24 protein-coding genes and 1 tRNA gene are annotated in these 26648 nt (G+C 70.0%); 12 read left to right on the top strand and 13 right to left on the bottom strand.

Features of this window, described 5'->3' with window-relative positions:
* The first annotated feature begins 30 nt into the window (after positions 1-30).
* The 10 genes from ACLJK8_RS04540 to ACLJK8_RS04585 all read left to right on the top strand — a co-directional run bounded on the left by ACLJK8_RS04540 (position 31) and on the right by ACLJK8_RS04585 (position 11259).
* A complete protein-coding gene (locus tag ACLJK8_RS04540; RefSeq protein WP_413148914.1) occupies positions 31-1935 on the top strand; it encodes a propionyl-CoA synthetase in 1905 nt (634 codons plus the stop codon).
* 153 nt (positions 1936-2088) lie between these two features.
* A complete protein-coding gene (locus tag ACLJK8_RS04545; protein WP_413148915.1) occupies positions 2089-2295 on the top strand; it encodes a hypothetical protein in 207 nt (68 codons plus the stop codon).
* Between the two features lie 39 nt (positions 2296-2334).
* A complete protein-coding gene (locus ACLJK8_RS04550) occupies positions 2335-2622 on the top strand; it encodes a molybdopterin-dependent oxidoreductase (protein ID WP_413148916.1) in 288 nt (95 codons plus the stop codon).
* Positions 2623-2660: 38 nt separating this feature from the next.
* Positions 2661-4313, top strand: coding sequence for a sensor histidine kinase (locus tag ACLJK8_RS04555; RefSeq protein WP_413148917.1), 1653 nt, complete (start codon positions 2661-2663; stop codon positions 4311-4313).
* Positions 4314-4385: 72 nt separating this feature from the next.
* A complete protein-coding gene (locus ACLJK8_RS04560) occupies positions 4386-5906 on the top strand; it encodes a response regulator (RefSeq protein ID WP_413148918.1) in 1521 nt (506 codons plus the stop codon).
* Between the two features lie 11 nt (positions 5907-5917).
* On the top strand, positions 5918-7327 hold the full coding sequence (locus ACLJK8_RS04565; protein WP_413148919.1) for a sigma-54-dependent transcriptional regulator: 1410 nt from the start codon (positions 5918-5920) through the stop codon (positions 7325-7327).
* 95 nt (positions 7328-7422) lie between these two features.
* Positions 7423-7821 carry a cytidine deaminase gene (locus ACLJK8_RS04570; RefSeq protein WP_413148920.1) on the top strand — a complete coding sequence of 133 codons (399 nt, stop codon included), beginning with the start codon at positions 7423-7425 and terminating at the stop codon, positions 7819-7821.
* Positions 7818-8645 carry a deoxyribose-phosphate aldolase gene (gene deoC / locus ACLJK8_RS04575; protein WP_413148921.1) on the top strand — a complete coding sequence of 276 codons (828 nt, stop codon included), beginning with the start codon at positions 7818-7820 and terminating at the stop codon, positions 8643-8645. The genes ACLJK8_RS04570 and deoC overlap by 4 nt, the downstream gene beginning before the upstream one ends.
* Positions 8646-8659: 14 nt before the next feature.
* On the top strand, positions 8660-9967 hold the full coding sequence (gene deoA / locus ACLJK8_RS04580) for a thymidine phosphorylase (RefSeq protein ID WP_413148922.1): 1308 nt from the start codon (positions 8660-8662) through the stop codon (positions 9965-9967).
* The gene (locus ACLJK8_RS04585) at positions 9967-11259 is read left to right on the top strand and encodes a phosphopentomutase (protein ID WP_413148923.1); all 1293 of its coding nucleotides are present in this window, start codon (positions 9967-9969) and stop codon (positions 11257-11259) included. Before deoA ends, ACLJK8_RS04585 begins: the two co-directional genes overlap by 1 nt.
* Here the strand turns inward: ACLJK8_RS04585 and ACLJK8_RS04590 are convergent.
* The gene (locus tag ACLJK8_RS04590; protein WP_413148924.1) at positions 11235-11582 is read right to left on the bottom strand and encodes an ArsC family reductase; all 348 of its coding nucleotides are present in this window, start codon (positions 11580-11582) and stop codon (positions 11235-11237) included. The genes ACLJK8_RS04585 and ACLJK8_RS04590 overlap by 25 nt on opposite strands.
* A gap of 191 nt (positions 11583-11773) precedes the next feature.
* Between ACLJK8_RS04590 and ACLJK8_RS04595 the strand changes: the two genes are divergently transcribed.
* A complete protein-coding gene (locus ACLJK8_RS04595) occupies positions 11774-13183 on the top strand; it encodes a phosphomannomutase (protein WP_413148925.1) in 1410 nt (469 codons plus the stop codon).
* Between the two features lie 43 nt (positions 13184-13226).
* On the opposite strand, the gene rhaM is transcribed toward ACLJK8_RS04595, so the two are convergent.
* From rhaM to ACLJK8_RS04630, 7 genes are all read right to left on the bottom strand, one after another.
* Positions 13227-13541 (bottom strand): L-rhamnose mutarotase, encoded by a 315-nt coding sequence (gene rhaM, locus ACLJK8_RS04600; protein WP_413148926.1) that lies wholly within the window; start codon positions 13539-13541, stop codon positions 13227-13229.
* A complete protein-coding gene (locus ACLJK8_RS04605; RefSeq protein ID WP_413148927.1) occupies positions 13541-14545 on the bottom strand; it encodes an ABC transporter permease in 1005 nt (334 codons plus the stop codon). Before ACLJK8_RS04605 ends, rhaM begins: the two co-directional genes overlap by 1 nt.
* Positions 14542-15519 carry an ABC transporter permease gene (locus ACLJK8_RS04610; protein WP_413148928.1) on the bottom strand — a complete coding sequence of 326 codons (978 nt, stop codon included), beginning with the start codon at positions 15517-15519 and terminating at the stop codon, positions 14542-14544. Before ACLJK8_RS04610 ends, ACLJK8_RS04605 begins: the two co-directional genes overlap by 4 nt.
* On the bottom strand, positions 15519-17006 hold the full coding sequence (locus ACLJK8_RS04615) for a sugar ABC transporter ATP-binding protein (RefSeq protein ID WP_413148964.1): 1488 nt from the start codon (positions 17004-17006) through the stop codon (positions 15519-15521). The genes ACLJK8_RS04610 and ACLJK8_RS04615 overlap by 1 nt, the downstream gene beginning before the upstream one ends.
* A gap of 148 nt (positions 17007-17154) precedes the next feature.
* Positions 17155-18156 carry a rhamnose ABC transporter substrate-binding protein gene (rhaS, locus tag ACLJK8_RS04620; protein WP_413148929.1) on the bottom strand — a complete coding sequence of 334 codons (1002 nt, stop codon included), beginning with the start codon at positions 18154-18156 and terminating at the stop codon, positions 17155-17157.
* Between the two features lie 531 nt (positions 18157-18687).
* A tRNA-Gly gene (locus ACLJK8_RS04625) sits at positions 18688-18762 on the bottom strand.
* Positions 18763-18896: 134 nt separating this feature from the next.
* Positions 18897-19592, bottom strand: coding sequence for a fumarylacetoacetate hydrolase family protein (locus ACLJK8_RS04630; protein WP_413148930.1), 696 nt, complete (start codon positions 19590-19592; stop codon positions 18897-18899).
* A gap of 206 nt (positions 19593-19798) precedes the next feature.
* On the opposite strand from ACLJK8_RS04630, the gene ACLJK8_RS04635 reads away from it, so the two are divergent.
* Positions 19799-21232 carry a mannose-1-phosphate guanylyltransferase/mannose-6-phosphate isomerase gene (locus tag ACLJK8_RS04635; protein ID WP_413148931.1) on the top strand — a complete coding sequence of 478 codons (1434 nt, stop codon included), beginning with the start codon at positions 19799-19801 and terminating at the stop codon, positions 21230-21232.
* 34 nt (positions 21233-21266) lie between these two features.
* Here the strand turns inward: ACLJK8_RS04635 and ACLJK8_RS04640 are convergent, their stop codons facing one another.
* From ACLJK8_RS04640 to ACLJK8_RS04660, 5 genes are all read right to left on the bottom strand, one after another.
* Positions 21267-22010: a DedA family protein gene (locus ACLJK8_RS04640; RefSeq protein WP_413148932.1), complete on the bottom strand. Its 744-nt coding sequence runs from the start codon at positions 22008-22010 to the stop codon at positions 21267-21269.
* A gap of 74 nt (positions 22011-22084) precedes the next feature.
* Entirely contained in the window at positions 22085-22951 is an 867-nt protein-coding gene (gene mazG / locus ACLJK8_RS04645) for a nucleoside triphosphate pyrophosphohydrolase (protein ID WP_413148933.1), read from the bottom strand.
* 60 nt (positions 22952-23011) lie between these two features.
* The gene (locus ACLJK8_RS04650) at positions 23012-23671 is read right to left on the bottom strand and encodes a glutathione S-transferase family protein (protein WP_413148934.1); all 660 of its coding nucleotides are present in this window, start codon (positions 23669-23671) and stop codon (positions 23012-23014) included.
* 88 nt (positions 23672-23759) lie between these two features.
* Complete coding sequence (gene aqpZ, locus ACLJK8_RS04655) at positions 23760-24449, bottom strand: aquaporin Z (RefSeq protein ID WP_413148935.1); 690 nt, start codon at positions 24447-24449, stop codon at positions 23760-23762.
* Between the two features lie 365 nt (positions 24450-24814).
* On the bottom strand, positions 24815-26473 hold the full coding sequence (locus ACLJK8_RS04660) for a putative bifunctional diguanylate cyclase/phosphodiesterase (protein WP_413148936.1): 1659 nt from the start codon (positions 26471-26473) through the stop codon (positions 24815-24817).
* Between the last annotated feature and the right edge of the window lie 175 nt (positions 26474-26648).

Consider the following 26648-nt stretch of genomic DNA (forward strand, 5'->3'; position numbering starts at 1 on the left):
GGGTCGCGGCGGTCACGAGAGGAGGACAGGATGGCATACCGGGACATCTACGAAGGCTGGCGGAACGATCCGGAAGCGTTCTGGCTCGAGGCCGCCAAGGCGGTCGACTGGATCCGTCCTCCCTCCCGGGCGCTCGACGAGAGCCGGGCGCCGCTCTACGGCTGGTTCGCCGATGCCGAATGCAACGTCTGCCAGAACGCGGTGGACCGTCATGTCGCGGCGGGCCGGGGCGATCAGGTGGCGATCATCCATGACAGCCCCGTCACCGGCGCGAAGTCGAAGATGACCTATGCCGAACTGCTCGACCAGGTCTCGCGCCTCGCCGGCGCGATGGCGGCGCGCGGCATCACCAAGGGCGACCGCGTGCTCATCTACATGCCGATGGTGCCGGAAGCCCTGGTCGCGATGCTGGCCTGCGCCCGGATCGGCGCGGTGCATTCGGTGGTTTTCGGCGGTTTCGCGGCGCCGGAACTGGCGGTTCGCATCAACGATGCGAGCCCGAAGGCGATCCTGCTCGCCTCCTGCGGCATCGAACCGGGCCGGGTCGTGGCCTACAAGCCCATGGTCGACGCGGCGATCGAGATGGCGGAGACCAAACCGGACTTCTGCTTCGTCCTCCAGCGGCCCCAGTCCGAAGCCGCGCTGGTCGAGGGGCGCGACGAGGACTGGGCGACGGCGGTCGCACAGGCGGAGCCCGCCGATTGCGTCGCCGTGGGCGGCATGGACCCGCTCTATATCCTCTACACCTCGGGCACGACCGGCCAGCCGAAGGGCGTGGTCCGCGCGTCCGCGGGCTATATGGTCGCGCTCCTCTGGACGATGCCGAACGTCTATCAGGTGAACCCCGGCGAGGTGTTCTGGAGCGCCTCCGATGTGGGCTGGGTCGTCGGCCATTCCTACATCTGCTACGCGCCGTTGCTGCTCGGCGCGACGACCGTCGTCTATGAAGGCAAGCCGGTCGGCACGCCCGATGCCGGGGCCTTCTGGCGGGTGATCGAGGAACACGAGGTGAAGAGCTTCTTCACCGCGCCGACCGCGCTCAGGGCGATCAAGCGCGACGACCCGGCCGGCGACCGGCTGCGCGACTACGACACGTCGAGCCTCCGGGCGCTCTATCTCGCCGGCGAGCGCGCGGACCCCGACACGGTGGAATGGGCGGCGCGGATGCTCGACGTGCCGGTGATCGACAACTGGTGGCAGACCGAGACCGGCTGGCCGATCTGCGCCAATCCCGCGGGGATCGAACTTCTGCCGGTCAAGCTCGGCTCGCCGACGCTGGCGCTGCCGGGCTACGATGTCCGGATCCTCTCACCCGAGGGACAGCCGATCGCCGCCGGCGAACTGGGCGCGGTGGCGATCAAGCTGCCGCTGCCGCCGGGGACGCTCTCGACGCTCTGGCACGCCGAGGAGCGCTACCTGAAGTCCTACCTCACGACCTTCCCCGGCTATTACGAGACCGGGGACGCGGGGATGATCGACGAGGACGGCTACCTGCACATCATGGCGCGCACCGATGACGTGATCAACGTCGCGGGGCACCGGCTCTCGACCGGGGGCATGGAGGAAGTGCTGGCGAGCCACCCGGACGTGGCCGAATGCGCGGTGATCGGGATCAGCGACGCGCTGAAGGGCCAGCTGCCGATGGGCTTTCTCTGTCTCAACCGGGGCTGCGAGCGCGATCATGACGAGATCATCCGCGAATGCGTCAAGCTCGTGCGCGAGAAGATCGGTCCGGTCGCTGCCTTCCGCGACGCGGTCGTGGTCGACCGACTGCCGAAGACGCGTTCGGGCAAGATCCTGCGCGGCGTGATGGTGCGGATCGCGGATGGCCAGGACTACAAGGCGCCCGCGACGATCGACGATCCGGTCGTCCTCGACGAGATCACCGACAGCCTGACGAAGATCGGCTACGGCAAGCGCGCCGACGCGACCTGAACCGCCGGCTTCCGCCAGACCTCCACCGTCGCGCCACCGCCTCGGCCACCCGGAAAAGGGTGGCCCGTGCAGCCTATGCGAGTGAAATCGACTTGATTTCAACCCAGCATAGTGCTTGCTATGGCTGGGGGTTTCTCGGCTCCGCCTGGTGACATGATCGGACAGAAGGTAGCAGTGGTGGTGGTCGGCAAGGGTCGTTTTGGGACATGTCTCGCCGCGTTCGCCCTGATTCTGATACTGACGGCGCCGGGAGGCCGGGCCGGAGCGGTCGGTCCCGAGGCTCCGGCCCTGACCGCGGTCGCCACGGACCCCGAGGCCGAGACGGCGCTCTCGCTCGGTGATCTGCGCGCGCTGCCCTAAACCACGGTCGCCACGCGCACGCCCTTCAACGACGGTGTGGTGGCCTATCGCGGCCCGCTGATGCGGGATGTCCTTCACGCGCTCGGCCTCAGGGACGCGGCTTCGGTCTTCTGTCTCGCGGTGAACGATTACAGCGTCGAGATACCGACCAGGGATTTCCACGACTGGGATGTCATTCTGGCGATGGAGGCGGACGGCGCGCCGCTGCCTCCGCGCGAGACCGGGCCGCTCTGGATCATCTATCCGGTCAGCGACCATCCCGAACTCGGGGGCCGGGTCTACAGCGAGCGACTGATCTGGCAGCTCATCCGGATCGAGGCGCGCTGACATTGATGGGCCCGGCTCCGCGTTACCTTGGGATCGTCATGCTGCTCGCGGCCGGCGTGATCGCCTTGCTCGGCTACGCGGCGATGCGGCGCGACGCCGAGATGCTCGACAAGAACGGGCGGAGCGCCACCCTCTGGTGGGGCACGCAGACCGAGATCGAGATGCTGCGTTTCGAGCTCCAACTTGCCAACATGCGCGCGCTCGGCACCGAGCAGGCCGTCGAGGAGGTCCGCAAGAGCTTCGATGTGCTGTGGAGCCGCGTGGCGATGATCGGCGCGGGCTCGATCGGCGCCCGGCTGCGCGAATTCGATCGCGGCGAGGGGGCGCTCGCAGACCTGTCGCGGTTCCTGCGCGCCGCGGACCCGGTGATCGCCGAGTTGCGCCCCGGAGATGCCGCGCGCGCGAGCGAGCTCCTGCGCCGGCTCGAAGGCTTTCACCAGCCATTGCGCCTCTACACGTTGAGCGTGATGCGCGAGGACGCGGCGATCGCCGAGCGGCTGCATGATCGCATCGCCTGGAGCGCGCGCGCCATCGTCTCGGTCAGCGGTCTCGCGCTTTTCGTCGCGCTCACGTCGCTGTTCCTCATCCTGCGCGACAACCAGGGCCAGCGCGCCCTGGCGCGGGTCAGCCAGCGCGCCGCCGAACAGGCCGAACTCGCCAGCCGGGCGAAGTCGCGGCTCCTGACCATGATGAGCCATGAGTTGCGCAATCCGCTGAACGGGGTGCTCGGCCCGCTGGCGCTGCTCGGCCAGAGCGAGATCGGTTCGCGCCAGCGCCGTCTGGTCGAGCAGGCGAGCCAGTCGGGCCATGCGATGTCGCAGCTGGTCGAAAGCCTGCTCGACTATGGCGAGATCCAGGACGGCAGGTTCGAGACCCGGTCCGAGCCGATGCGCGTCGCGACGCTGGCCGAGACGATCCGGGAGCGGGTCAGATCGTCGACCGGCGTCGGTCTCGCGGTGACGGTCGCGGAGGGCACGCCCGCCATGCTGCGGGGCGATCAAAACCGGCTGAGCCAAGTCTATGTCCACCTCGCCGAATATCTGCTGGGAAGCAGCGATCCAGGGGGGATCGCGCTCGACCTGAGCCACCGGCCGGGGGAACTGGTCGGCACCCTGCGACTCGGGCAGGCGCCGGAACTTGGCTGGAAGCTGGAACTGCTGCTCGAACTCAGCCATGCCGCGTCCGACCAGCTCGCCAGCGACAAGCTCGGAAGCGACGCGCTTCAGCCGCTGATCGCGCGCAGCCTGATCGCCGCGCTTGGAGGCGGGCTCGTGCTCAAGCACGACTCCGCCGGCGGCCGTGCGATGATCGTGACCGTGCCGGCACGGGAACTCGCGTTGAGGCCGATGCGGATCGTGCTCGACACGCGCTCCCGGGCGCTCGCCGCGATCTACCGGGCCGCGTTGCGCTCGCCGGAGATCATCATCGGGGACCCGGCCGGTTCGGACGCGGCGGATCTGGTCCTGGTCGACGCCGCCCGCGCCGAGGACGAGGCGGAGACGGCCGGCCTGCGCGCCCGCTATCCCGGCGCGCTTCTCTTCGCCATCGGCCGGCCGCGCACCCCATCCGCCTTCGACGAAGTGGTGGAGGAGCCGAACGACCTGGCGGGCCTGCGCGCCCGGATCATGCGCCGGATGGTACCAGAGGATGAAGCTTTGCCAAGGCGCGCGGCCCGCGGTAACGTTCGCTGAGGTCGCGGCGACGTTTTCAGCCTTGAGACTTGGCGCCTGGAGAGGCGGCGCGCGCGAACGGGAAGAACTGGAATGAGCATCATCGTCTCGCCGTTCGAAGCGGAACGGTCGCGGCCAGGGGGCGTTCGAAGCCAGCGGGCCGAGCTTCTCGACCGGGCGCTTCTCGCGCATGATCTGCGCGGCGGGCTTAGCGACATATCGGGCGGGCTCTCGGCCATTGACCCGGCATCGCTGCCGGTGGAGACGCGCGAGCAGGTCGAACGTGTCCTCGCGGCCGCCGACGCGGTGGGGTCTCTGGTTCACGCCGCGCTTGGCGAATATCGTGAGGAGCCGGACCCGGCGGCGGGCCTCGATTTTCAGGGCGTCGATGTCTCGCGCCTGCTCGATCACCAGCGCCGGCGATGGACGGCGGAGGCGCGGCGGAAAGGCCAGTCGCTGCGGATCGTCGCGGAGGCGGACGCGCCGACGCGGCTCGACATCGATCCGGCGCTCTGCGGGCGGATGCTGACCAATCTCGTCGCGCACGCGATCGGGCGCTGCGAGGCCGGAGGGATCGAGCTCGTGGCGAGCGCGACGCGCGAGGGAGGCATCCTGCTCCGCGTCGCCGATACGGGGCCGGCCGTCCGGCAGGACACGCTGGAACGCATCCTCGGGCTCGGCGCGGATGATCCGGCCATGTCGGCGGGCGTCGAGGGGCTGGAACTCATGGCGGCGCGCCGGCTGGCCGCGCGGATGGGTGCGAGATTCGCGCTTCGCAACCGTTCGGGCGGCGGGTTCGAGGCGCTGATCGAGCTCGGCGAGCCGTGGTGCTCGCGCGCCGAACCGGCGGCCCCGGAGCCCGAAGCCGATCTGGCGGGCGCGCGCATCCTGCTCGCGGAGGACAATCCGACCAACCAGATGGTCGCGACGCAGATGCTGCGCGCGCTCCGGGCCGAGGTGACCGTCACCTCGGACGGCGCCGAGGCGATCGCCGCCTTCGAGGCACAGGAGTTCGACCTGGTGGTGCTCGACATCGAGATGCCGCGGGTCTCGGGGCTCGACGTGATCCGCCGGATCCGGTCACGCGGCGACGCGCGCGCGCGGGTGCCCATCGTCGCGCTGACGGCCTATGCGATGCGCGATCATCAGGATCAGATCGCCGAGGCGGGAGCGAACGCGCTGGTCTCGAAGCCGATCAGCGGCATCGAGCAACTCGGACGCGCGCTCGCGCCGCATCTGCCATCCGGCGTCGCGGCGCGCAGGCCGCGGGCGCCGGGCGCCGGGGACCCGGTGGTGGACGCCGCGATCTACGGCGCGCTCGCCGATGCGATCGGGCCGGACCTGATGAACGAACTGTTCGAGAAGGTCTTCGCCGATCTCAGCGCGGCGCGCGCGGAACTCGAAGCGGCGCGTGCCCCGCGAAACACCCAGGCGATCCGCTCGGCCTCGCATATCCTGATCTCGGTCGCGGGCGCCGTCGGGGCGGTCCGGCTGCAGTCGATGGCGCGCTCGCTGAACGCGCTCGCGCATGAGAACGCCCCGCTCGACGCGGCCCTCACCGGCTGCGTCGCCGAGATCGACGCGGTGCTGGCCTTCCTCGCGCGGGACAGATGAGGGAGGGACGCATGCAACCGGTGCTGCTGGTCGAAGATACCTCCTCGCTCGCCATGCTCTACGGCGCCGTTCTCGCACGCGCGGGCCATCCGGTCGATCACGCCGCCACGCTCGCCGAGGCGAGGGCCCGATGCGCGCGCGGGATGCCGCGCGTCATGCTTCTCGACCTGCAACTGCCGGATGGCGACGGGCTCGACCTGCTCGCGAGCCTCTCCGGGGCGAACTGCCGGGTGATCGTCATCACCGCGAACGGATCGATCAACCGCGCGGTGCAGGCGATGCGGGGCGGCGCGTTCGACTTTCTCGTCAAGCCCTTCGATGAATCGCGGCTCGTGACGGCGGTCGAAAACGCGCTCTCGGCACGCGGCGCAATCGAGCCGGAGGACGCGCCGGCTACTGAGAGCGCGGGGTTCGAAGGCTTCATCGGCCGTTCGGCGGCGATGGACGAGATCTATCGCATGGTCCGCGCGATCGGCCGCTCCACGGCGACGGTCTTCATCACCGGCGAGAGCGGCACGGGCAAGGAAGTCTGCGCCCGCGCGATCCACGCGGTCTCGAACCGGGCGAAGCGGCCCTTCGTGCCGCTCAACTGCGCCGCGATCCCGCGCGATCTGCTTGAAAGCGAGGTCTTCGGCCATCTGAAGGGCGCCTTCACCGGCGCGCTCTCTGACAAGCCGGGCGCCGCGGCGGTGGCGGACGGCGGCACGCTCTTCCTCGACGAGATCTGCGAGATGGATCTCTCGTTGCAGACGAAGCTCCTGCGGTTCCTGCAGACCTCCACCATCCAGCCGGTGGGCGCCGCGCGGCCGGTGCAGGTCGATGTCCGCATCGTCTGCGCCACCAACCGCGACCCGGCGGAGGAGGTCCGTCGAGGACGGTTCCGGGAGGATCTCTACTACCGGCTCCATGTCGTGCCGATCCACATGCCGCCCTTGCGCGCGCGGCCCGACGACATTCTCGACATCGCCCGGGCGAGCCTCGCGACCTTCTCGCGCGAGGAAGGCCGCGGCTTCCAGGGCTTCACCGAGGAGGCCGAGCGGGTTCTCATGGAGCGGCCCTGGCCCGGCAACGTCCGACAGCTTCTGAACGTGATCCGCAATGTCGTGGTGCTGCACGAGGGTACGCTGGTGCGGCCCGAGATGCTGCCCGGCGAGATCGCGCCGCTGCAGGTGCCCGAGGCGCCGCCCAGGCCGGCGAATGTCGCGACGCTGGCGCAGCAGCGGACGCCGCCGACGGATCTGCGCGCGCTGGTCGAACCCCTGATCGGCCGCTCGCTCGCCGATGTGGAGCGCGAGTTCATCGAGGCGACGATCTCGGCCTGCGGCGGATCGATCCCGCGGGCGGCGCGGATGTTGTCGCTCTCGCCGTCGACGGTCTATCGCAAGCTCGATTCCTGGGGCGTCGGCCAGCGGCGCGCCTGAGCGCCGACGCCCGGATCACCTTCCGCGTCGCTTGCATCGCGGCGGCGCCGGGGATCATACTCAAGGGCGTCACGCGCAATGTCCCGGATGATCCCATGAGCCTTTTCGAACTCGCCCTCGCATCCCGCGCGAATGCCTATGCGCCCTATTCCGGCTTCAGGGTCGGGGCGGCGATCCGCTGCGCCGACGGGACGCTCCATGGCGGCTGCAATGTCGAGAACGTGGCCTATCCCGAAGGGACCTGCGCCGAGGCGGGGGCGATCGCGGCGATGGTGCTCGCGGGCGGGCGGGAGATCGCCGAGGTGCTGGTCGTCGCCGACGGCCCCGAGCCGGTGACGCCCTGCGGCGGTTGCCGGCAGAAGCTCGCGGAATTCGCCAGCGCCGGGACGCCGGTCATCCTCGCCGATCTCGCGGGTGAGCGGGCGCGGACCACGGTCGGCGCGCTCCTGCCCGGCGCCTTCGCGCTTTCGCATCTCGGGCGGGCCGACGGATGACGGATCACCCCGGCGACTTCCCGAACGAACCCCGTGAGACCGCCCGGCGTGCTATCGCCTGCCTCGACCTGACCAATCTCGACGAGGGCTGCGACGCGCCCGCGATCGAGGCGCTCTGCCGCCGCGCCCGGACGCCGGCCGGTCCGGTGGCCGCGGTCTGCGTCTGGCCGGCCTTCGTCGCCCAGGCGCGCGAGGCGCTGGCCGGGTCGGGCATCCGGATCGCGACCGTTGTCAACTTTCCCCGAGGCGAGGACACCGAAGCGGCGGTACTGGCGGAGACCGCGCGGGCGCTGGCCGATGGCGCCGACGAGATCGATCTCGTCGTGCCCTGGCGTGCGCTGATCCGGGGCGAGTCGGGGCGGATCGGCGATCTGACGCGCGCGGTCAAGGCCGCCTGCGGGGAGGCGCCGTTGAAGACGATCCTCGAAACCGGGGAACTGCGCGAGGCCTCCCTGATCGCGCGGGCGAGCCGCGAGGCGCTTGGCGGCGGCGCGGATTTCCTCAAGACCTCGACCGGCAAGGTGCCGGTGAATGCCACGCCCGATGCGGCGGCGATCCTGCTGACGGCGATCAAGGAGGCAGGTCGGCCGGTCGGGTTCAAGGCGGCGGGCGGCGTGCGTACGACCGCCGACGCCGCCGTCTATCTCGACCTCGCCGCGCGGATCATGGGGCCGGACTGGCCGACTCCGGAGCGGTTCCGGATCGGCGCCTCGGGCCTTCTCGACGCGCTGCTCCGGACACTGGACGGGGACGGCGCGCCGGGTGAGAAGGCGGCGGAAGAGAACGCGGGCGACGCGGCCGAGAGTCGCGGCCCACGGTATTGACGAAGGAGGTCCCGATGCTGCCGCAGGAACTGATCGCGCGCAAGCGCGACGGGGGAAAGCTGACCGGAGCCGAGATCCGTTTCCTGGTGGCCGGCCTCACCGCCGAGACCCTGACCGAAGGGCAGGTGGCAGCCTTTGCCATGGCGGTGCTGCTCAAGGGCATGGAGACCGAGGAACTGGTCGCGCTGACGCTCGCCATGCGCGATTCCGGCGCCACGCTGAAATGGAAGCTGCCCGGTCCGGTCATCGACAAGCACTCGACCGGGGGGATCGGCGACAATGTGAGCCTGATGCTCGCGCCGGCGCTGGCGGCCTGCGGCGCCTATGTGCCGATGATCTCGGGCCGGGGGCTTGGCCATACCGGGGGCACGCTCGACAAGCTCGACGCGATCCCGGGCTACACCACCCGCCCGGATACCGGGAAGTTCCAGGAGGTGGTGCGCGAGATCGGCTGTGCCATCTGCGGCCAGACCGCCGATATCGCGCCGGCCGACCGGCGCCTCTACGCCATCCGCGACACGACCGGGACCGTCGAATCGATCGCACTCATCACCGCCTCGATCCTGTCGAAGAAGCTCGCGAGCGGGTTGCAGGGTCTCATCCTCGACGTGAAGACGGGTAGTGGCGCTTTCCTCCCCGAACTTGAAAGCTCGCGCGCCCTGGCGCGGACTCTGGTCGAGGTCGCGAAGGGCGCGGGTTGCAAGACCCGCGCGCTGATCACCGACATGAACGAACCGCTGGCGACCGCCGCCGGCAACGGCCTCGAAGTCATGAACGCGGCGCGCTTCCTGAGGGGCGACGCCGTCGACTCGCGGCTCTGGGACGTGACCGTGGCGCTCGGCGCCGAGATCCTCGCGCAGGTCAGGATCGCGCCGAGCGTCGAAGAGGGCGCGGACCGGATGCGGATGGTGCTCGAATCCGGCGCGGCGGCCGAGAAGTTCGACGCGATGGTCGCGGCGCTCGGCGGACCGGTCGGTTTTCTCGACGATTTCGAGCATCATCTGCCGGGAGCGCCGGTGATCGGCGAAGTGCTGGCGGAGGATGAAGGCTTCGTCACGGGCATCGACACGCGCGCGCTCGGTCTGGCAGTGGTCGAGCTCGGTGGCGGGCGGCGGCGGCCGACCGACAGGATCGATCCCGCCGTGGGCATCGACATGCTGGAGGGGATCGGCCTCGCGGTCGAGCCGGGGACGCCGCTCGCCCGCATCCACGCCGCGACCGAGGCGGGACTCGCGGCCGCGACCGCGCGCGTCCGCGCGGCCTACCGTGTCGGGGAGGCCGCGCCGGAGGAGCCGCCGCTCATCGTCGAGCGGATCACCTGATGGGGCGCGCGATCCTGATCGTGCTCGATTCCGTCGGTTGCGGCGGCGCGCCCGACTCGGCCGATTTCGGCGACGAAGGCGCCAACACGCTCGGCCATATCGCCATCGCCTGCGCCTCGGGCCGCGCCGAGGAGGGGCGGAGCGGGCCGCTCGCGGTGCCGAACCTCCGCCGACTCGGGCTCGCCTCGGCGATCCGGCTGGCCTCGGGGCTGACGGTGCCGCTCTGGTACGAGGCGCCGGAGGGCATCTGGGGCGCGGCGACCGAGGTCTCGCGCGGCAAGGACACGCCCTCGGGCCACTGGGAACTCGCCGGTGTGCCGGTTCCCTGGGACTGGCACTACTTTTCGAAGGCGAACCCGGCGATCCCGGAGGAAGTCACGGCCCCCCTGATCGCGCGCGCGGGCCTGCCGGGAACGCTCTGCAACGCGCATTCCTCGGGCATGCCGGTCCTGCGCGACTACGGCGCCGAGCATGTCGCGACCGGCAAGCCGATCCTCTACACCTCCGCCGACAGCGTGCTGCAGATCGCGGCCCACGAGGAACACTTCGGGCTGGACCGGCTCTACGAGACCTGCGCCATCGCGGCGGAGATCGTGCATCCGATGCGCGTCGGGCGCGTGATCGCCCGGCCCTTCATCGGCGAGAGCACCGGGACCTTCGAGCGGACGCCGCATCGCCGGGACCTCGCGATCCCGCCGCCCGAGCCGACGCTGCTTGACCGCGTCCACGAGGCCGGTGGCGAGACCCGGGCGATCGGCAAGATCGGCGACATCTTCGCCCACCGCGGGATCTCGCGGCTCACCAAGGGCAAGGACGACGCCGCGCTGATCGATGCGACTCTGGCGGCGCTCGCCGAGGCGCCGGACGGGGCGTTCATCTTCACCAATCTCGTCGATTTCGACACGCTCTACGGCCATCAGCGCGACGTTTCGGGCTATGCCCGCGCGCTCGAAGCCTTCGATGCGCGGCTGCCCGAACTGATCGGCGGGCTGCGGCCGGGGGATCTCATGATCCTGACGGCGGATCACGGCAACGACCCGACATTCCGGGGCACGGATCATACGCGAGAGCGGGTGCCGGTCCTCGGCGTCACCCCCGGCGCGCGGCCGAAGGCGCTGGGGCTGATCGGGTTTTCCGACGTGGGCGAGACGCTCGCCGCGCATCTCGGGCTGCCCGCCGGGCGGCACGGCCGGTCGGTGCTCGGGCACCGGGAGGCGGAGATGCCGGACGGAGGCCCTGAGGCCCCGGGCTGGTTGGGCGGTCGCTGTCAGGCCGGGAAGACAGTTTCGTAATCGTCGGGCTTGAATCCCAGACGCAGCGTCTCGCCGGTGTCGAGCAGCGGGCGCTTGATCATCGAGGGCTGGGCGAGCATGAGCGCGATCGCCTTCGTTCGGTCGATCCCCGCCTTGTCGGCGTCGGGAAGCTTGCGGAAGGTCGTCCCCGCGCGGTTCAGCAGCGGTTCCCAGCCGAGCCGGTCCGCCCAGGCGGCAAGCTCGGCCTCGCTCGGCGGCTCGGTCTTGTAGTCGCGGAAGCGGTAGTCGATCCCGCGCTCGTCGAGCCAGCGCCGGGCTTTCCGCACCGTGTCGCAGGTCTTGATACCATGCAGTGTGATCATGCCCCGGCCTCCCGCTCCGTCCCGAGGCGCCTAGCGGATCGGCCCCGGCGTGGCAAGCCGTCGCGGGAACGGATGGGTTTCGCACCGGCTCTACGCCGATTAAGGATAGAGCCAATCAAGGCGGGTTAACATCGGCTCCGCCACGGATCGGCGCCTGTCACGCGCCCGTCGGAATCTTGGAGACGCATCGGATGAAATTCGGAACGAGCGGGCTGCGCGGCCTCGTGTCGGACATGACGGACGAGGTATGCGCCGAATACGCGGCGGCCTTCGTCGAACATCTGCGCGCGGCCGGTCGGACGCCGGAGGCGATACTGATCGGGCGCGACCTGCGGCCGAGTTCGCCCCGGATCGCCGAGGCCTGCGCCGGCGCGCTGATCGCGCGCGGCATTCAGGTGATCGACTGCGGCGCGCTGCCGACCCCGGCGCTCGCCCTCGCCTCCGCGACCCGCGGCATGCCCGCGATCATGGTCACGGGGAGCCATATTCCCTTCGACCGCAACGGGCTGAAGTTCTACCGCGCCGATGGCGAGATCACCAAGGCCGACGAGGCGGGGATGCTGGCCGCGCTCGGCGCGGGCGCCCCGGCGGCGACGCCGGCCGAAGTCGTCTCCGACGAGAACGCGGCGCGGCTCTATCTGCGCCGGGGCGTCGGCTTCTTTCCGGCCGGCGCGCTCGAGGGCAAGCGGATCGGCGTCTATCAGCACAGTGCCGTCGGCCGCGATCTCACGCTCGAATCCCTGCGCGCGCTTGGCGCCGATGTGATCCCGCTCGGCCGGGCCGAGACCTTCGTTCCGATCGACACCGAGGCGGTGCGGCCCGAGGACGAGGAACTGGCGCGCGGATGGTGCGCCGAGCACGGGCTCGACGCGGTGGTCTCGACCGACGGCGACGGCGACCGGCCGCTGATCGGCGATGAGACGGGGACCTTCCTCCGGGGCGATGTCGTCGGCGTGCTGGCCGCGCGCTACCTCGGGGCGGAGGCCGTCGCGACCCCGGTTTCCTCGAACACGGTGCTGGAGCGGAGCGGCTGGTTCCCGAGGATCAGCCGCACGAAGATCGGCTCTCCCTATGTGATCGAGGCGATGGAGAGCCTCACCGCGGGGGGCGCCGGGCTCACGGTCGGCTATGAGGCGAACGGCGGCTTCCTTCTCGGCGGGCCGGTGACCGGCGCGACCGGGGCGACGCTCGCGCCGCTCGCCACCCGCGACGCCATGCTGCCGATCCTCGCGATCCTCGCGATGGCGGCGGAGTCGGGTCGCCCGCTCTCGGGGCTCGCCGCCGACCTGCCGCCGCGTTTCACCGCGAGCGACCGGCTCGCCGAATTCGCTCCCGCCCGGAGCCGGTCGCTGCTCGACGCGCTCGCCTCGGACGAGGCGGCGCGGGCGGGTCTGCTCGCGGCGATCGGCGTGGCCGGGACGGCGGTCGATCTGACCGACGGGGTGCGGATGACGCTCGAAAACGACGAGATCGCGCATCTGCGGGCCTCGGGCAACGCGCCGGAACTGCGCTGCTACGCGGAGGCGGCGACGCCGGAGCGCGCGCGGGAGATGGTCGCCGCGCTGCTCGCTCGCGCGGGAGAGATGGCGCCCGCCGCCTGACCGTTACGGGAAGGCGGCCGGGGCAATCGCGGCGCGGGTCCGCTCACTTCAGATGGAACAGCGTCTCCAGCGGGACGGCGACGGGCGACCTGTCCGGGTTCGACTCCATGATGTCGGCCATGTGGTCCCACCATCGCCGCATCACCGGATGGTTCGGCAGATCGTCCATCCCGTGATCCTCGCGCCGCCAGAGCACGCCGAAGAGCATGCCCGTCTCGCGGTCGAGGTGGATCGAATAGTCATAGATCCCCGCGGCGTGCAGGAGATCGACGAGTTCCGGCCAGATCTCGTCGTGCCGGCGCCGGTACTCGGCTTCCTTGCCCGGAAGAAGCCGCATCCGGAACGCGTATTTCTCCATCACGTCCTCCTTGGTCCGAGCCGCGCGGCGAGGCGGGGCAGGGCGATCACCGCGATGAGCAGCAGGCCGATGAAGATCGACATCACGATGCCGGGCACGTTGAGGAGCCCGAATCCGAAGGTCACCATCCCGAGCACCAGGGCCGCGATGACGACGCCCGGGATCGAGCCCGAGCCGCCCAGGATCGAAACGCCGCCGAGAACGACCATGGTAACGATCTCGAGTTCCCAGCCGAGCGCGATGGAGGGCCGGGTCGAGCCGAGCCGCGAGGTGAGGCAGATCGCGGCGAGACCGGAGAAAAGCCCCGTCATCAGGAAGAGCAGGAACTTCACCCGGTCGACGCGGATGCCCGAGAACCGCGCCGCCGCCGCGTTGTTGCCGACCGCGTAGACGATCCGCCCGAAGCTCGTCCGGTGCAGCAGCACGCCGAAGCCGATGGCGAGGATGAGAAAGAGCACGAGTTCGAAGGAGATGACCCAGAAGACATAGCCCTGCCCGAAATAGCCGAAACCATCGGGATAGGCGGTATAGGCCTGATCGCCGAGGATGATATAGGCGATGCCGCGAAAGAGGCTCATCGTGCCGATGGTCACCACGATCGACGGCAGGCCGAGCCGGGTGACGAGCGTCCCGTTGACCGCGCCGCAGAGCAGTCCGACGCCGAGCCCGACCAGCACCAGCCCCGACACGCCGAAGCCCGCCTCCGCCGCCATGCCCATCGCCGTGGAGGCGAGCGCGATGATCGCCGCGACCGACAGGTCGATCTCGCCCGCGATGATGAGCAGCGCCATCGGGAATGCGATCATCGCCTTCTCGGTGAAGTTGAAGGTGGCGTCGGAGAGGTTCCACGGATCGAGGAAATAGGGCGAGGTGAAGGAGTTGATCGCGAAGACCAGCACCGCGACGACGAGAAGCAGCGCCTCCCAGCTCCGGAACAGCCGCGCGGCGGGTGTCGTCAGCCGGTCGGGTATCGCGCGGCGCGGCTCCCGCGTCTCGATGCTCATGCCCCACGCTCCGCCGATTTGAGGATGACCCGGCCTCTGGTCCGTTCGGCCCGCGCGTTGAAGGCGACGGCGACGATGATCGCGGTGCCCGAGATCGCGAGCTGCCAGAAGGGCGAGATGTTGACCACGGGCAGCGCGTTCTTGATGACGCCGAGAAAGAGCGCGCCGAGAACCGCCCCCGCGACCGAGCCGATGCCGCCCGCGATCGAGATGCCGCCGATCACGCAGGCGGCGATCACGTCGAGTTCGAAGCCGCCGGCGATATCGACATAGGCGACGGCGTAGCGCGCGACCCAGAGATAGCCGCAGAGCCCGGCGATCGTGCCCGAGAGGACGAAGGCGAGAAAGCGCGTCCGGCCGACGTCGATCCCGGTATAGACCGCCGCGTTGGCATTGCCGCCGACGGCGTAGAAGGCCCGGCCCGCCGGCGTCCGGGTGTAGACGATCCAGGCGCCAAGGATGACGAGCATGGCGATCCAGCTCAGCACCGGCAGGCCGAGCACCGCGCGCGGCAGATCCTTGAAGCCCGGGCTCATCTCATGCGCGTTCACCCAGGCCCCGCCCGAGATCACGAAGATGAGCCCGCGGTAGATCGTGAGCGTGCCGAGCGTCGCCACGATGGGCGGGATGTCGAGCTTCCAGACCATGAGCCCGTTCAGCGCGCCCAGGGCCGCCCCGAGCCCGACCGCGAGCACGATGAGCAGCGGGACTGGAATCCCCGGCATGGCGCTGTTCAACATCGCCACGACCATGCCGTTGAGCGCCAGGTTGGCGGCGACGGAGAGGTCGATCGACTTGGTGAGGATCACCGCCATCTGGCCGAGCGCCAGCATGATGAGGATCGCGGTGTCGTTGAACACATTGGCGAGGTTCGCGGGCCCGGCGAAGGCCGGGAAGCGGAGCGAGATCATGAGGATGAGGGCCACGATGGCGAAGGCGAGGATGAGTTCGCGCGATTTCAGCGCCCGCTCCATCACGCCGCCTCCCGGATGCCGGCGGCCGCCCGCACCAGTCGCTCGGGCGTCAACCCTTCGCGGGCGTATTCGCCGACCATCCTGCCTTCGCGCATCACGATCACCCGGTCGGACATGCCGAGGATTTCCGGGATCTCGGAGGAGACCATGATGACCGCGAGCCCTTCGGCGGCAAGCTCGGCCATGAATTCGTGCACCGCCGCCTTGGAGCCGATGTCGATGCCCTTGGTCGGCTCGTCGAGGATGATGACGCGGGGCCGCGTCGCCAGCCATTTCGCGATCACCACCTTCTGCTGGTTGCCGCCCGAAAGCTGCCCCAGTTCCTGGTCGAGCGCGGCGGCCCGCAGGTCGAGCCGGGTCGCATATTTGCGCGCCAGCGCGAATTCCTCGGCGAGCCGCAGGAAGCCGCTGCGCGAGGTCTGGCCGAGCGAGGGAAGGGTGATGTTCTGGAAGATCGCCATCGGCCGGATCGCGCCCTGCGCGCCGCGGTCCTCGGGGACATAGACGATGCCGCGCCCAATCGCATCGCCGGGATCGCGGATCGCCGTGACTTCCCCGTCAATCGAGCCTTTCGACGGTTCCGTCACGCCGAAAAGCGCCTGCATCAGCTCGCTCCGCCCCGCGCCGACCAGGCCGTAGAAGCCGAGGATCTCGCCCCGGCGGAGCGAGAAGCCGATGTCGGCGAATTCGGTCGGGTGGGAATAGCCCTCGACGCGCAGCACCTCCGCGCCGATGTCGCGCGCGCGTTCGGGGAAGATCGCCTCGATGGAGCGGCCGACCATCATGCGCACCAGATCGTCCTCGCTCACATCGGCCATGCGGCCCTCGCCGACGAAGGCGCCGTCGCGGAAGACGGTGTAGCGGTCGGCGATCCGGAAGATCTCGTCGAACTTGTGGCTGATGAAGAGGATCGCCTTGCCGTCGGCCTTCAGCGTCTCGATCAGGTCGTAAAGTTCGGCGATCTCCTTGTGCGAAAGCGCGGCCGTGGGCTCGTCCATGATGACGACGCGGGCGTCGATGGAGAGCGCCCGGGCGACGGCGACGAGGTGCTTGCTGGCGATGCCGAGATCGCGAAGCCGCGCCTCCGGGTCGATCGCGGCCCCGACGCGGGCCAGCATCTCGCGGGCATCGGCGTTCATCCGGCGCCAGTCGATCAGGCCGAACCTCGTGCGGGGCGCATGGCCGAGGAAGATGTTCTCGGCCACCGACAGGTCGTCGAAAAGCACCGTCTCCTGATGGATCGCCGTCACGCCCGCCTCGGCCGCGGCATGCGCGGCCGGGAAGGCGGTCTCGGCGCCGTCGAGCAGGATGCGGCCCGCGTCCGGCTGGTAGATCCCGGTGAGGATCTTCACGATCGTCGATTTCCCGGCGCCGTTTTCGCCGATCAGCGCCGTGACCTCGCCCGGATAGAGCGAGAGCGCCACGCCATCGAGCGCCTTCACGCCGGGGAAGCTCTTGGAAATGCCTTCGAGCGCGAGCACGGGCATGGGCCCGGACCCGCGCTCGGATTCGCGCTCGGATTCGGGCGCCACGCCGGCGCGGGCGTCCGTCGGTCGGCCGTCGCCCGCGGGACGACTGGACATGGGTTCGGTTCCTTCCCGAGAGGAAGCGCCCGGCGCATGGCCGGGAGCGGGATCAGAAGATCGACTTGAATTCCTCGATGTTGGAGTCGTCATAGACGAAGGGCTCCGCCATCGCGCCCTCGTTGTTCTCGTCGAGCGTGACGCTCCCCATGCGGCCCATGCCGATCTCCGCGCCCGGCTCCGCCGTCGCATTCCCCTTGGCGAGGTTGTAGGCGATCATCGTCGCGGAATAGCCGAGATCAATCGGATTCCAGATCGCGAAGGACTTCGAGGCGCCGCTTGCAACGTGGCCGGCCATCTCGGAGGGCAGGCCGAGGCCCGTGACATTGATCTCGCCCGTCTTGCCCGCGTCGGAGACCGCCTGGGCCGCGGCGACGATTCCGACCGAGGTAGGCGCGATGATCGCCTTCAGGTCCGGATGGGACTGCATGAGCCCCTGCGTCTCGCGATAGGACTTGTCGGAGAGGTCGTCGCCGTAGACCGTCGCGACGAGGTTGATGCCCGGGTGGTCCGGCAGGACCTCCTTCATCGCCGCGATCCAGGCGTTCTGGTTCGTCGCGGTCGCCGAGGCGGAGAGCACCGCGACATCCCCGCCCTCGGGCAGATGGTCGGCCGCGAGTTTCAGGATCATGTTGCCGATGAGCGGCGTCGAGGACGGGTTCAGCTGCATCTGGCGCCCCTCGGGCGCCACGCCCGAATCCCACGAGATCACCGTGATGCCGCGCTGCATCGCCTTCTTGAGCGCCGGGACCAGGGCGTCCTGATCATTGGCCGAGATCGCGATCGCATCGACCCGCTGCGCGATCAGCGCGTTGATGACCTCGATCTGGCCCTCGGCCGTGGTGTCGGTCGGGCCGGTGTAGATGACCTCGACATCGCCGAGTTCCTTCGCGGCTTCCTGCGCGCCCTTGTTGGCCGCCTCGAAGAAGCCGATGCCGAGCCCCTTGACCACGAGCGCGATCCGCGTCGTGTCCTGCGCGCTGGCCGCCAGCGGCGCCGCGGCGAGCGCCACGGCCACGGCCGCCCCGGTCAGGAAGGATTTCCAGAGTTTCATGCATGACCTCCCGGTTGATCTTCTTGTCGGTCTTACCGCGCCGGCGGAATATTGCCCGCGCATTCACGTCTCATCCCGGCCTTCCGCGCCGCGCCTCGCCGCGAAAGCCCGCCCGGACCACCACGGCGATCCGGCCGGCGGGAGCGTTCGCAAGCGGAGGGGGGGGTGACGGCGCGCGTTCGGCCTGGTGGCGGTGCGCGTCGGCGCCTCCCGCGGCGTCGCGGATGAATGGTCGTTGATCTCCGCGAACATCACACGCCAGCGCCCTTTTCCGTGCATGCGCGCCCTTCCGGCGGCTTCAATCTGGCGCGCGGCGGGGGACCTGTCCATCGGAAATGATCGAAGGTGCGCGGCTGGAGCCGGCGCGCGGTCTGCGTGTTGACGGGGAGGGGCGATGGGAGGCCCGGGCACCCTCTGCCACGCGTTCGGCGGAACCCGGGATGAGGTCGCGCGGCGCGCAAGGCTTCCCCGAAAACGGATCAGGGCGCCAAGCGGCGCCCTGAGATCGTTCCGGCATCGGCCGGAGGTCTTTGGAGCGGGCGAAGGGATTCGAACCCTCGACCCCAACCTTGGCAAGGTTGTGCTCTACCCCTGAGCTACACCCGCGTCCTGTGGAGGGGGGTATACACAGCCGCGGGCGGCGAGCACAAGGGGCCTTCGGCGATTTTTTCGGATCGCGGCGGGATTTTTCGACGACGGTGTCAAGGTGTTGAAATGTCGAACGAAAATCCCCGCGCTGACTACCGCACTTCGACATCGAGCGCGGGCAGGCCGGCGATGACACCGCTCAGCCTGTCGCCGCGCTGGACCGGGCCGACCCCCGCCGGCGTGCCGGTGAGGATCAGATCCCCCGGCGCGAGTTCGAAAAGCTCCGAGAGCTTCGAGATCGTCTCGGGGATCGTCCAGATGAGGTCGCCGAGGTCGCCCTTCTGCCGGATCTCGCCGTTGAGGCGCAAGCTGATCGCGCCCTTCGAGAGCGGCCCGGCCAGCGCCTCCCGCGGCACGATCGGGCCGCAGGGCGCGGAATGCTCGAACGCCTTCGCGAGTTCCCAGGGCCGGCCGGCCTTCTTCGCCTGCCCCTGCAGGTCGCGCCGGGTCATGTCGAGCCCGACCGCGTAGCCGAGGATCTTCGACTCCGCCTCCGCCTCCGGGATGTCGCGTCCGCCCGCGCCGAGCGCCACGACGAGCTCGATCTCGTAATGCACGTCCGCGCTCAGCGGCGGATAGGGAAACACTCCGTCGAGCACGAGATTGTCGGGGTTCTTCTGGAAGAAGAACGGCGGCTCGCGGTCCGGGTCATGCCCCATCTCCCGCGCGTGCTCGGCATAGTTCCGGCCGACGCAATAGATGCGGCGAACCGGGAAGAGCCGGTCCGATCCCTGGATCGGCAGGGCGGGACGCGGCGCGGGCGGGAAGGCGTAATCGGGGTCGGACATCGGAGGCTCCGGCTTGGGAAGGAAGGCCGCGCCATTGGCCACCGCCCGGCCGTGCGCGTCAAGCGTGGCCGTCATCCCGGCGGGCGGAGGCCCGCGTCGGCCCGAGGCCGGCGTTAGCGCGCGGTTAACCTCGGCGCGGGAGGCTCGCGGGCGTGCCCGATCCGGAAAGGCGGCCACGACCATTCGACTGGGAAGGCTCACGCGACATGCGCATCGTTCCGATCATTCTCTGCGGCGGTTCCGGCACGCGGCTGTGGCCGCTGTCCCGCCGCGATTTCGCCAAGCCCCACGCGCCCGTCCTCGGCGGCGCCTCACCCTTCGAGCGCACCCTCGCGCGCGTCGCCGCGGCCAGCGGTGGGCGCTGGGACCGCCCCGTCGTCATTACCGGCGCCGGAGCGCGCTTCATGGCGGCGGAACAGGCGCGCGCGGCGGGTGTACCGGTGGATCTGGTTCTGGAGCCCGAGGGGCGCGACACGCTCGCCGCCGTGACGCTCGGCGCGCTGCTCGCCGCGCGTCGCGGGCCGGACGCGGTGGCGCTGATCCTGCCCGCCGACCACCTGATCCCGGATGCCGAGGCCTTCGGCGCCGCCGTCGAGCGCGCGGCCCGGATCGCGACGCTCGGCAGGCTCGTGACCTTCGGTATCCGTCCGACGAGCCCCGCCACCGGCTACGGCTACATCCGTCCGAGCGAGGAGCGGTTCGGCGAGGCGGCCGGCATCGCGGAATTCGTCGAAAAGCCCGACGCCGAACGCGCGGCGCGGCTGATCGCCGAGGGGTGTCTCTGGAACGGAGGCGTCTTCGTGCTCCACGCGGAGCCCGCGCTGCGCGAGATCCGGGCCCTCTCGCCCGACGCCTACGCCGCCGTGGCGCGCGGCCTGACGGCGGCCGAGTCCGACACCGGAAACGGGGGCGGGGCGCTGCTCATCGGCCAGGATTTCATCTCGGCGCCGAGGATCAGCTTCGATTACGCGGTGATGGAGAAGACCACCGCCGCCGCCGTGCTGCCGGTCGATTTCGCCTGGTCCGACATCGGCGACTGGCGCGAGGTCTGGAGCCTCACGCCCCGCGACGCGACTGGCACCGGGCACGAAGGTCCCGTGGTGGCGCGGGATACGCGCGACAGCTACATCCGCGCCGGCGGCGAACGGCTGGTCTGCGCGCTGGGGCTCGAAGGCGTGCTGATCGTCGATACGCCCGACGCGCTGCTGGTCGCCGATCTCGACCGGGCGGAGGAGGTCCGGCACCTCGTCTCCGACCTCGAAGCCGCGGGCCGGCCGGAGAGCACGACGCCGGCGCGGGTCCACCGGCCCTGGGGCTGGTATCAGACCATGGATCTCGGCGAGCGGTTCCGGGTCAAGCGCATCCAGGTCGCCCCGGGCAGGCAGCTCTCGCTCCAGCGTCATCACCACAGGGCCGAGCACTGGGTCGTCGTCCGCGGCACGGCGGAGGTGACGCGCGACCGCGATACGGTGATGGTACGCGAGAACGAGTCGATCTTCCTGCCGATGGGCTGCATGCACCGGCTGCGCAACCCGGGCAAGATCCCGGTCGAGATCATCGAGGTCCAGACCGGCACCTATCTCGAGGAAGATGACATCGTGCGGGTCGAGGACGATTTCGGGCGGGTCCGCGCGGTCTGACACGCCATTGGGAGCGACGGCCACCCGCCGGATGTCACTCCGCGTCGGGCCGCCGTTCGGCCGGACGCGGTTCGATCGGACCCGGCTCGAGCGGCCCCGGTTCGAGCGGTCCCTGTTCGATCGGCCCCTGTTCGATCGGCCCCGCCCGCCGCGCGGACCACTCGCGCCAGCGGCGCCAGCCGATCCAGCCGATGATGCCGAGCACCGCGAGCACGATCAGGATCTTCCCGAGCGGGTCGATCACCGCCGAGACGACATGCCAGTTCGCCTGGAGGATCATGCCGATCGCGAGCAGGAAGCTGATCCAGACGAAGGAACCGATGGCCGAGAGGGTGAGGAAGCGGGTGAGCGGCATCTCGGCGAGCCCGGCCGGAACCGAGATCAGCGTGCGCACGCCGGGCGCCATGCGCCCGAGCAGCACCGCCTGGCCGCCGTGCCGGTCAAACCATTCGATCGCCGCCTGTACATCCTCGACCTTGATCGCCGCGTACTTGCCCCAGCGCGCGGTCAGATGCATGAACCGCTCGCGCCCGACGGCGCGGGCGATGAAATACCAGGGCAGGTTGCCGATGAGCGTGCCGGCGAGCGCGACGAAGAGCACGAGAAAGAGGCTCATCTGGCCCGAGCCGACCGAGATGCCGGCGACCGGCATGATGATCTCGGAGGGGATCGGCGGGAACAGGTTTTCCGCCATCATCAGGAAGAAGATGCCGACATAGCCGAAAGCGCCGACGACATCGTTGATCCACTGCTCCATCGGCTTCACCTCCTTCGACACGACGCGCCTCCCCTAGCACCGCGATCTGGCGGTGAACAGGAGCCTTCGCAACCGCGGCAAAGGCGCGGGAGGCCTCAGACGCCGCGGGCCTTGGCCGCGTTCCAGAGCGCATCCATCTCGGCGAGGTCGCTTTGGGCCGGATTCCGGCCCGTCTCGGCCAGCGCGGCCTCGATCGCATGGAACCGGCGGGTGAATTTCGCATTGGCCGCGCGCAGCGACGCCTCGGGATCGATGCCGAGATGGCGCGCGAGATTGGCCATCACAAAGAGGAGATCGCCGTATTCCTCGACCAGCCGGGCGTGATCCTCGCCCGCGTCGCGCGCCTGACGCAGCTCGCGTGATTCCTCGACGATCTTGTCGATCACGCCGCCGGTGTCGGGCCAGTCGAAGCCGACCCGCGCCGCCCGGTTCTGCAGCTTGACCGCCCGCGTCAGCGCCGGAAGCCCCGCCGCGACGCCGTCGAGCGCGCTCGCCGTCTCGGGCTTCCCCGCCCGCTCGGCCGCCTTGATCCGCTCCCAGTCCCGCGTCTGCTGATTGGCGGATTTCTCCCGGCTCTCGTCACCGAAGACATGCGGATGCCGCCGGATCATCTTGTCCGAGATCGCGCGCACGACATCGGCGAAATCGAACGCGCCCCGCTCCTCGGCGAGCCGGGCGTGATAGACCGCCTGGAACAGCAGGTCGCCCAACTCGTCGCGGAGCGAACCCATGTCGTCCTCGGCGATCGCCTCAGCGACCTCATAGGCTTCCTCGATCGTATAGGGCGCGATGGTCGCGAAATCCTGTTCGAGATCCCAGGGACAGCCCCGCCCGGGGTGCCGAAGCTCGGCCATGATCGCGACGAGCCGCGGCACGCCGCCCTCAGGGTCATGGAACAGTGCGTCGTGGGCTGCGTCGGCCGGCAGGTCCGTAGCGGCGGGAATGGTGCGATCCTCTGGCATGGCGCGAAACCTACCGGATCGTGTCGGGAGCGGGAAGGGGCGTCGGCCCCTGATCGCGTGTCAGGTTCCCGCCTTCTGGAGGCGGTCATGGACCTCCTGATCGATCTCGCGAGCTCTGAGGAGCGCCGGCCGGGCGCGGAGCCGCTTCAGATAGGCTCCGAGGCCGGGAATGTCGGCGAAGTGATCGGAGGCCCACATCGTGAAATAGTCGAGCGCGCCGCCGGTGATGATGTCGGCGCCGCTGAACTGGTCGCCTAGGAGCCAGGGGCCCCGCGCGAGACCGACGCCGAGCGCGTGTTTCACCGAGGCGAAATCGCCCCAGCCGGCCTGCGCCGGATCGACCTCGGTCTTCTTCATCAGATCCATGAAGGCCGGTTCCATGACCGCCGTGCCGAAACTCAGCCAGCGGTAATAGTCTGCCCGCGCCGATGTCGCGAGCCTCGGGGCCAGACCCGCCTCCGGAAAGACATCGCAGAGATGGGCGGTGATGGCGGCCGATTCCCAGATCGGATAGCCGTCGATGGTGACGATCGGGACCTTGCCCATCGGATTGAGCGCGAGGATCTCGGCGTCCTTCTGGTCGTTCGGGCTGAGATCGATGACGTGAAGCTCATAGGCGATGCCCAGTTCTTCAAGCAGCCAGAGGGCGCGACTCGCCCGGCTGCGCGGGGCGAAGTAGAGTGTGACGGCGGGTGATCGGTCGGTTGATCTGGCGGGCATGGCACTCCCTCATCCGTTGCCGGAAGGAAACGCGATGCGGCCCGGAAGGTTCGGGCGCGCGGCGAATGTTCTCCGCGCGCCCCGCCTGTCAGTAGTCGTCCTCGAGCAGCGCCTTCCAGATGATGGCGCCGATCGCGGCGCCGACTAGTGGCGCGACCCAGAAGAGCCAGAGCTGCGATACCGCGCCGGTCTCGGCGAAGAAGGCGACAGCCGTGGAACGGGCCGGGTTCACCGAGGTGTTGGTGACGGGGATCGAGACGAGGTGGATCAGCGTCAGCGTCAGGCCGATCGCGAGGCCGCCGAAGCCCGCCGCCGCCTTCGGCGCGGTCGCGCCGAGGATCATGATCACGAAGATCGCCGTCAGCACCGCTTCGGCAAGGAACCCGGCGACGAGCCCGTATCCGCCCGGCGAATTGGCGCCATAGCCGTTCGAGGCGAAGCCACCCGGCGTCCATTCGGGCTGGCCCGAGGCGATCACGTAAAGGATGGTCGCGGCGATCAGACCGCCGACGACCTGCGCGATCCAGTAGGGGATCAGCTCGCCCCATTCGAACCGGCCGCCGATCGCGAGGCCGAGCGACACGGCGGGGTTGAAATGGCCGCCGGAGATCGGGCCGAGCGCATAGGCGCCGGTGACCACGGTCAGGCCGAAGGCGAGGGCGACGCCGAGAAAGCCGATGCCGAGTTCGGGAAAGCCCGCCGCGAGCACGGCGCTGCCGCAGCCGCCGAAGACGAGCCAGAACGTACCGACCAGCTCCGCGGCCAATTTCTTCATCATGGGGAATCTGTCCTTCGTTGTTGCGCGATCAATTCGCGAGTCGCGCCAAGGTGCTATCGCCGTTCGCGCGGTTCGAATCCACCACCGTGACGGGTCAGGGTTATCCGCCCGAAAATGCGCGGCGCGCGCAGTTCTAACCGTTCGCCCGCGGTCGTTCCAGTCTGCCCGTTCCAGTCTCCGGAAGGTTGGGCGGCGGGTTTTCGCCGATCGGGCGGCGCAGGAAAGCTGGCCGAGCGGCGCCGGCTCTTCGCGCAAGGTCCCCGAGGGACGCTTCGGCACGCCGCGGGTTCTCCGATCCGTCAGGACCCCTTGGAGCAGCGGCGCGCAGCCCCGTGTCGGCCGCGACGATTCCCCGCGAGGTCGGCTCAGGTTCCGGCGGCCATGCCGGCCGGGATCGGTTCCGGCCCGGGCAGGCCGGTCGCGTAGCCCTGCGCATGGGTGAAGCCCATGGCGCGCACCTCGTCGATCTGCTCGGGCCGCTCGACGCCCTCGGCGGTCACGTGGACGCCGTTCGCCCGGGCCTGGTCGATGATCGCACGGATGAGCCCCGCCGTGGTGGGATTGGCGAGATCGCCGACGAAGCTCTTGTCGAGCTTGATGCGGTGATGCGGCAGGCGCGCCAGATAGGCGAGGGCGGAATAGCCGGTGCCGAAGTCGTCGAGCGCGATCCGGATGCCGCGTGCGATCAGGGCGCGAAGCTGGCCCGTCGTCTCGGGATTGTCGCGCATCAGCACCGTCTCGGTGATTTCGAGTTCCAGCCGCTCGGCGGGGAAGCCGGTCTCGCTCAGCGCCTCCTCGACCTGGGCGATGAAGCCGCGCTGGTGGAACTGCGAGGCCGAGATGTTGACCGCCAGCGTGATCGGCGCCGACCAGTCGAGCGCGGCGCGGCAGGCGGTGCGCAGCGCCCAGAGGCCGAGCGGCAGGATCAGGCCGGTCGATTCGGCAAGTGGAATGAAGGTTGTCGGCCGGATCTCGCCCCGCGTCGGGTGGTCCCAGCGCATCAGCGCCTCGGCCCCGGCGACGCTGCCGTCGCCGAGATCGACGAAGGGCTGATAGTCGAGACGCATCTGGCCGTTGGCGGGGGCGCTCGCGAGATCGATCTCGAGCTGGCTCGCTTCCAGTATCGCGGGGTCGAGCGCGGCTTCATGCACCGCGACCCCGCCCCGGCGTTCGGTCTTTGCCCGGCGCATCGCGCTGTCGGCGCGCAGCAGCAGGGTCGGCGCGGCGGCGGAGGAGGAGCCGGTCGCGACGACCCCGATGCTCGCCCTGAGCTCCAACTGGCGGCCGGCGAGGTCGATCGGCTGGCGGATCACCTTCAGGAGGCGCGCGGCGAGCCGGTCGACGGGAAGCGCGTCGGACCGGACGATGACGAGGAACCGGTCGCCCTCCAGCCGCGAGAGCCGGTCGCCGGGCGCGAGCGCCCGTTCGAGCCGCGCCGCGGTGACGGCGAGGAGCGCGTCTCCGGCGGCGAGGCCCAGCGCCTCGTTGATCGAGCGGAATCGGTCGAGACCGATCATGAGCAGGAGCGGGGCCGGGGTCCTGGCGATCTCGGCGGCGCGGAGCGCGGCGGCGATGATCCGGTGCGCGGCGACGCGCGGCAGGATCGCACCCTGGACCGGGCGCTCGGCCGGTGGCGCGGGCTGCCTGGCCGAGGGAACTTCGGGGGTGTCGAGGATCGGTGCGAGGATCAACGCCGCGTCGTCCAGCGCGGCGGCGAGCGCGCGGGTGAGGCGGCGCGCGCGCCGGTCGTGGGCGATGAGAGCCCAGGGCGGAGTGAGCGGCCAGACGGCGGCGAAGCCCGGCGGCAGGCCAAGCCCGCGCGGGTCGACAGCGCCGGCGGTGACGGGGCCCTCGCCGCCGGGCAGGCTCCCGGCCGGCCAGAGCCGCGCCATGGCAGGGGTCGCCGCGACCAGCGTCGGGGAGCCTCCGTCGCAGCGCAGGAGGCCGAGCGCGGCGAGCTTCAGTCGCGAATCGAGCATCCTGAAAACGGCGGCGAGAAATCTCGGGTCGGGTTCGGTCGGCATGGGCCAAAGCCTTCTTCCGAGGGACCGCGCCTGGCGCCGTCCGGATCAAAATACAACCTTAGGTAGCACAGTCGTGACCGGGCTGGCCACCCCCGGAACGTCCGTCGCGATCGCGCCTCCGGTCGTTCCTTCGGGCCGCGCGCCCCGGTCGCCCCCGCCCGCGGTGCCACCGGGC

The sequence above is a fragment of the Amaricoccus sp. W119 genome (genome assembly GCF_047275745.1).
Classification (GTDB): Bacteria; Pseudomonadota; Alphaproteobacteria; order Rhodobacterales; family Rhodobacteraceae; genus Amaricoccus.

Excerpts from the sequence above, each read along its gene's own strand:
- ACLJK8_RS04540 (WP_413148914.1), top strand. The coding sequence starts at position 31 with ATGGCATACCGGGACATCTACGAAGGCTGGCGGAACGATCCGGAAGCG.
- ACLJK8_RS04545 (WP_413148915.1), top strand. The coding sequence starts at position 2,089 with ATGATCGGACAGAAGGTAGCAGTGGTGGTGGTCGGCAAGGGTCGTTTT.
- ACLJK8_RS04555 (WP_413148917.1), top strand. The coding sequence starts at position 2,661 with ATGCTGCTCGCGGCCGGCGTGATCGCCTTGCTCGGCTACGCGGCGATG.
- ACLJK8_RS04560 (WP_413148918.1), top strand. The coding sequence starts at position 4,386 with ATGAGCATCATCGTCTCGCCGTTCGAAGCGGAACGGTCGCGGCCAGGG.
- ACLJK8_RS04565 (WP_413148919.1), top strand. The coding sequence starts at position 5,918 with ATGCAACCGGTGCTGCTGGTCGAAGATACCTCCTCGCTCGCCATGCTC.
- ACLJK8_RS04570 (WP_413148920.1), top strand. The coding sequence starts at position 7,423 with ATGAGCCTTTTCGAACTCGCCCTCGCATCCCGCGCGAATGCCTATGCG.
- deoC (WP_413148921.1), top strand. The coding sequence starts at position 7,818 with ATGACGGATCACCCCGGCGACTTCCCGAACGAACCCCGTGAGACCGCC.
- deoA (WP_413148922.1), top strand. The coding sequence starts at position 8,660 with ATGCTGCCGCAGGAACTGATCGCGCGCAAGCGCGACGGGGGAAAGCTG.
- ACLJK8_RS04585 (WP_413148923.1), top strand. The coding sequence starts at position 9,967 with ATGGGGCGCGCGATCCTGATCGTGCTCGATTCCGTCGGTTGCGGCGGC.
- ACLJK8_RS04590 (WP_413148924.1), bottom strand. The coding sequence starts at position 11,582 with ATGATCACACTGCATGGTATCAAGACCTGCGACACGGTGCGGAAAGCC.
- ACLJK8_RS04595 (WP_413148925.1), top strand. The coding sequence starts at position 11,774 with ATGAAATTCGGAACGAGCGGGCTGCGCGGCCTCGTGTCGGACATGACG.
- rhaM (WP_413148926.1), bottom strand. The coding sequence starts at position 13,541 with ATGGAGAAATACGCGTTCCGGATGCGGCTTCTTCCGGGCAAGGAAGCC.
- ACLJK8_RS04605 (WP_413148927.1), bottom strand. The coding sequence starts at position 14,545 with ATGAGCATCGAGACGCGGGAGCCGCGCCGCGCGATACCCGACCGGCTG.
- ACLJK8_RS04610 (WP_413148928.1), bottom strand. The coding sequence starts at position 15,519 with ATGGAGCGGGCGCTGAAATCGCGCGAACTCATCCTCGCCTTCGCCATC.
- ACLJK8_RS04615 (WP_413148964.1), bottom strand. The coding sequence starts at position 17,006 with ATGCCCGTGCTCGCGCTCGAAGGCATTTCCAAGAGCTTCCCCGGCGTG.
- rhaS (WP_413148929.1), bottom strand. The coding sequence starts at position 18,156 with ATGAAACTCTGGAAATCCTTCCTGACCGGGGCGGCCGTGGCCGTGGCG.
- ACLJK8_RS04630 (WP_413148930.1), bottom strand. The coding sequence starts at position 19,592 with ATGTCCGACCCCGATTACGCCTTCCCGCCCGCGCCGCGTCCCGCCCTG.
- ACLJK8_RS04635 (WP_413148931.1), top strand. The coding sequence starts at position 19,799 with ATGCGCATCGTTCCGATCATTCTCTGCGGCGGTTCCGGCACGCGGCTG.
- mazG (WP_413148933.1), bottom strand. The coding sequence starts at position 22,951 with ATGCCAGAGGATCGCACCATTCCCGCCGCTACGGACCTGCCGGCCGAC.
- ACLJK8_RS04650 (WP_413148934.1), bottom strand. The coding sequence starts at position 23,671 with ATGCCCGCCAGATCAACCGACCGATCACCCGCCGTCACACTCTACTTC.
- aqpZ (WP_413148935.1), bottom strand. The coding sequence starts at position 24,449 with ATGATGAAGAAATTGGCCGCGGAGCTGGTCGGTACGTTCTGGCTCGTC.
- ACLJK8_RS04660 (WP_413148936.1), bottom strand. The coding sequence starts at position 26,473 with ATGCCGACCGAACCCGACCCGAGATTTCTCGCCGCCGTTTTCAGGATG.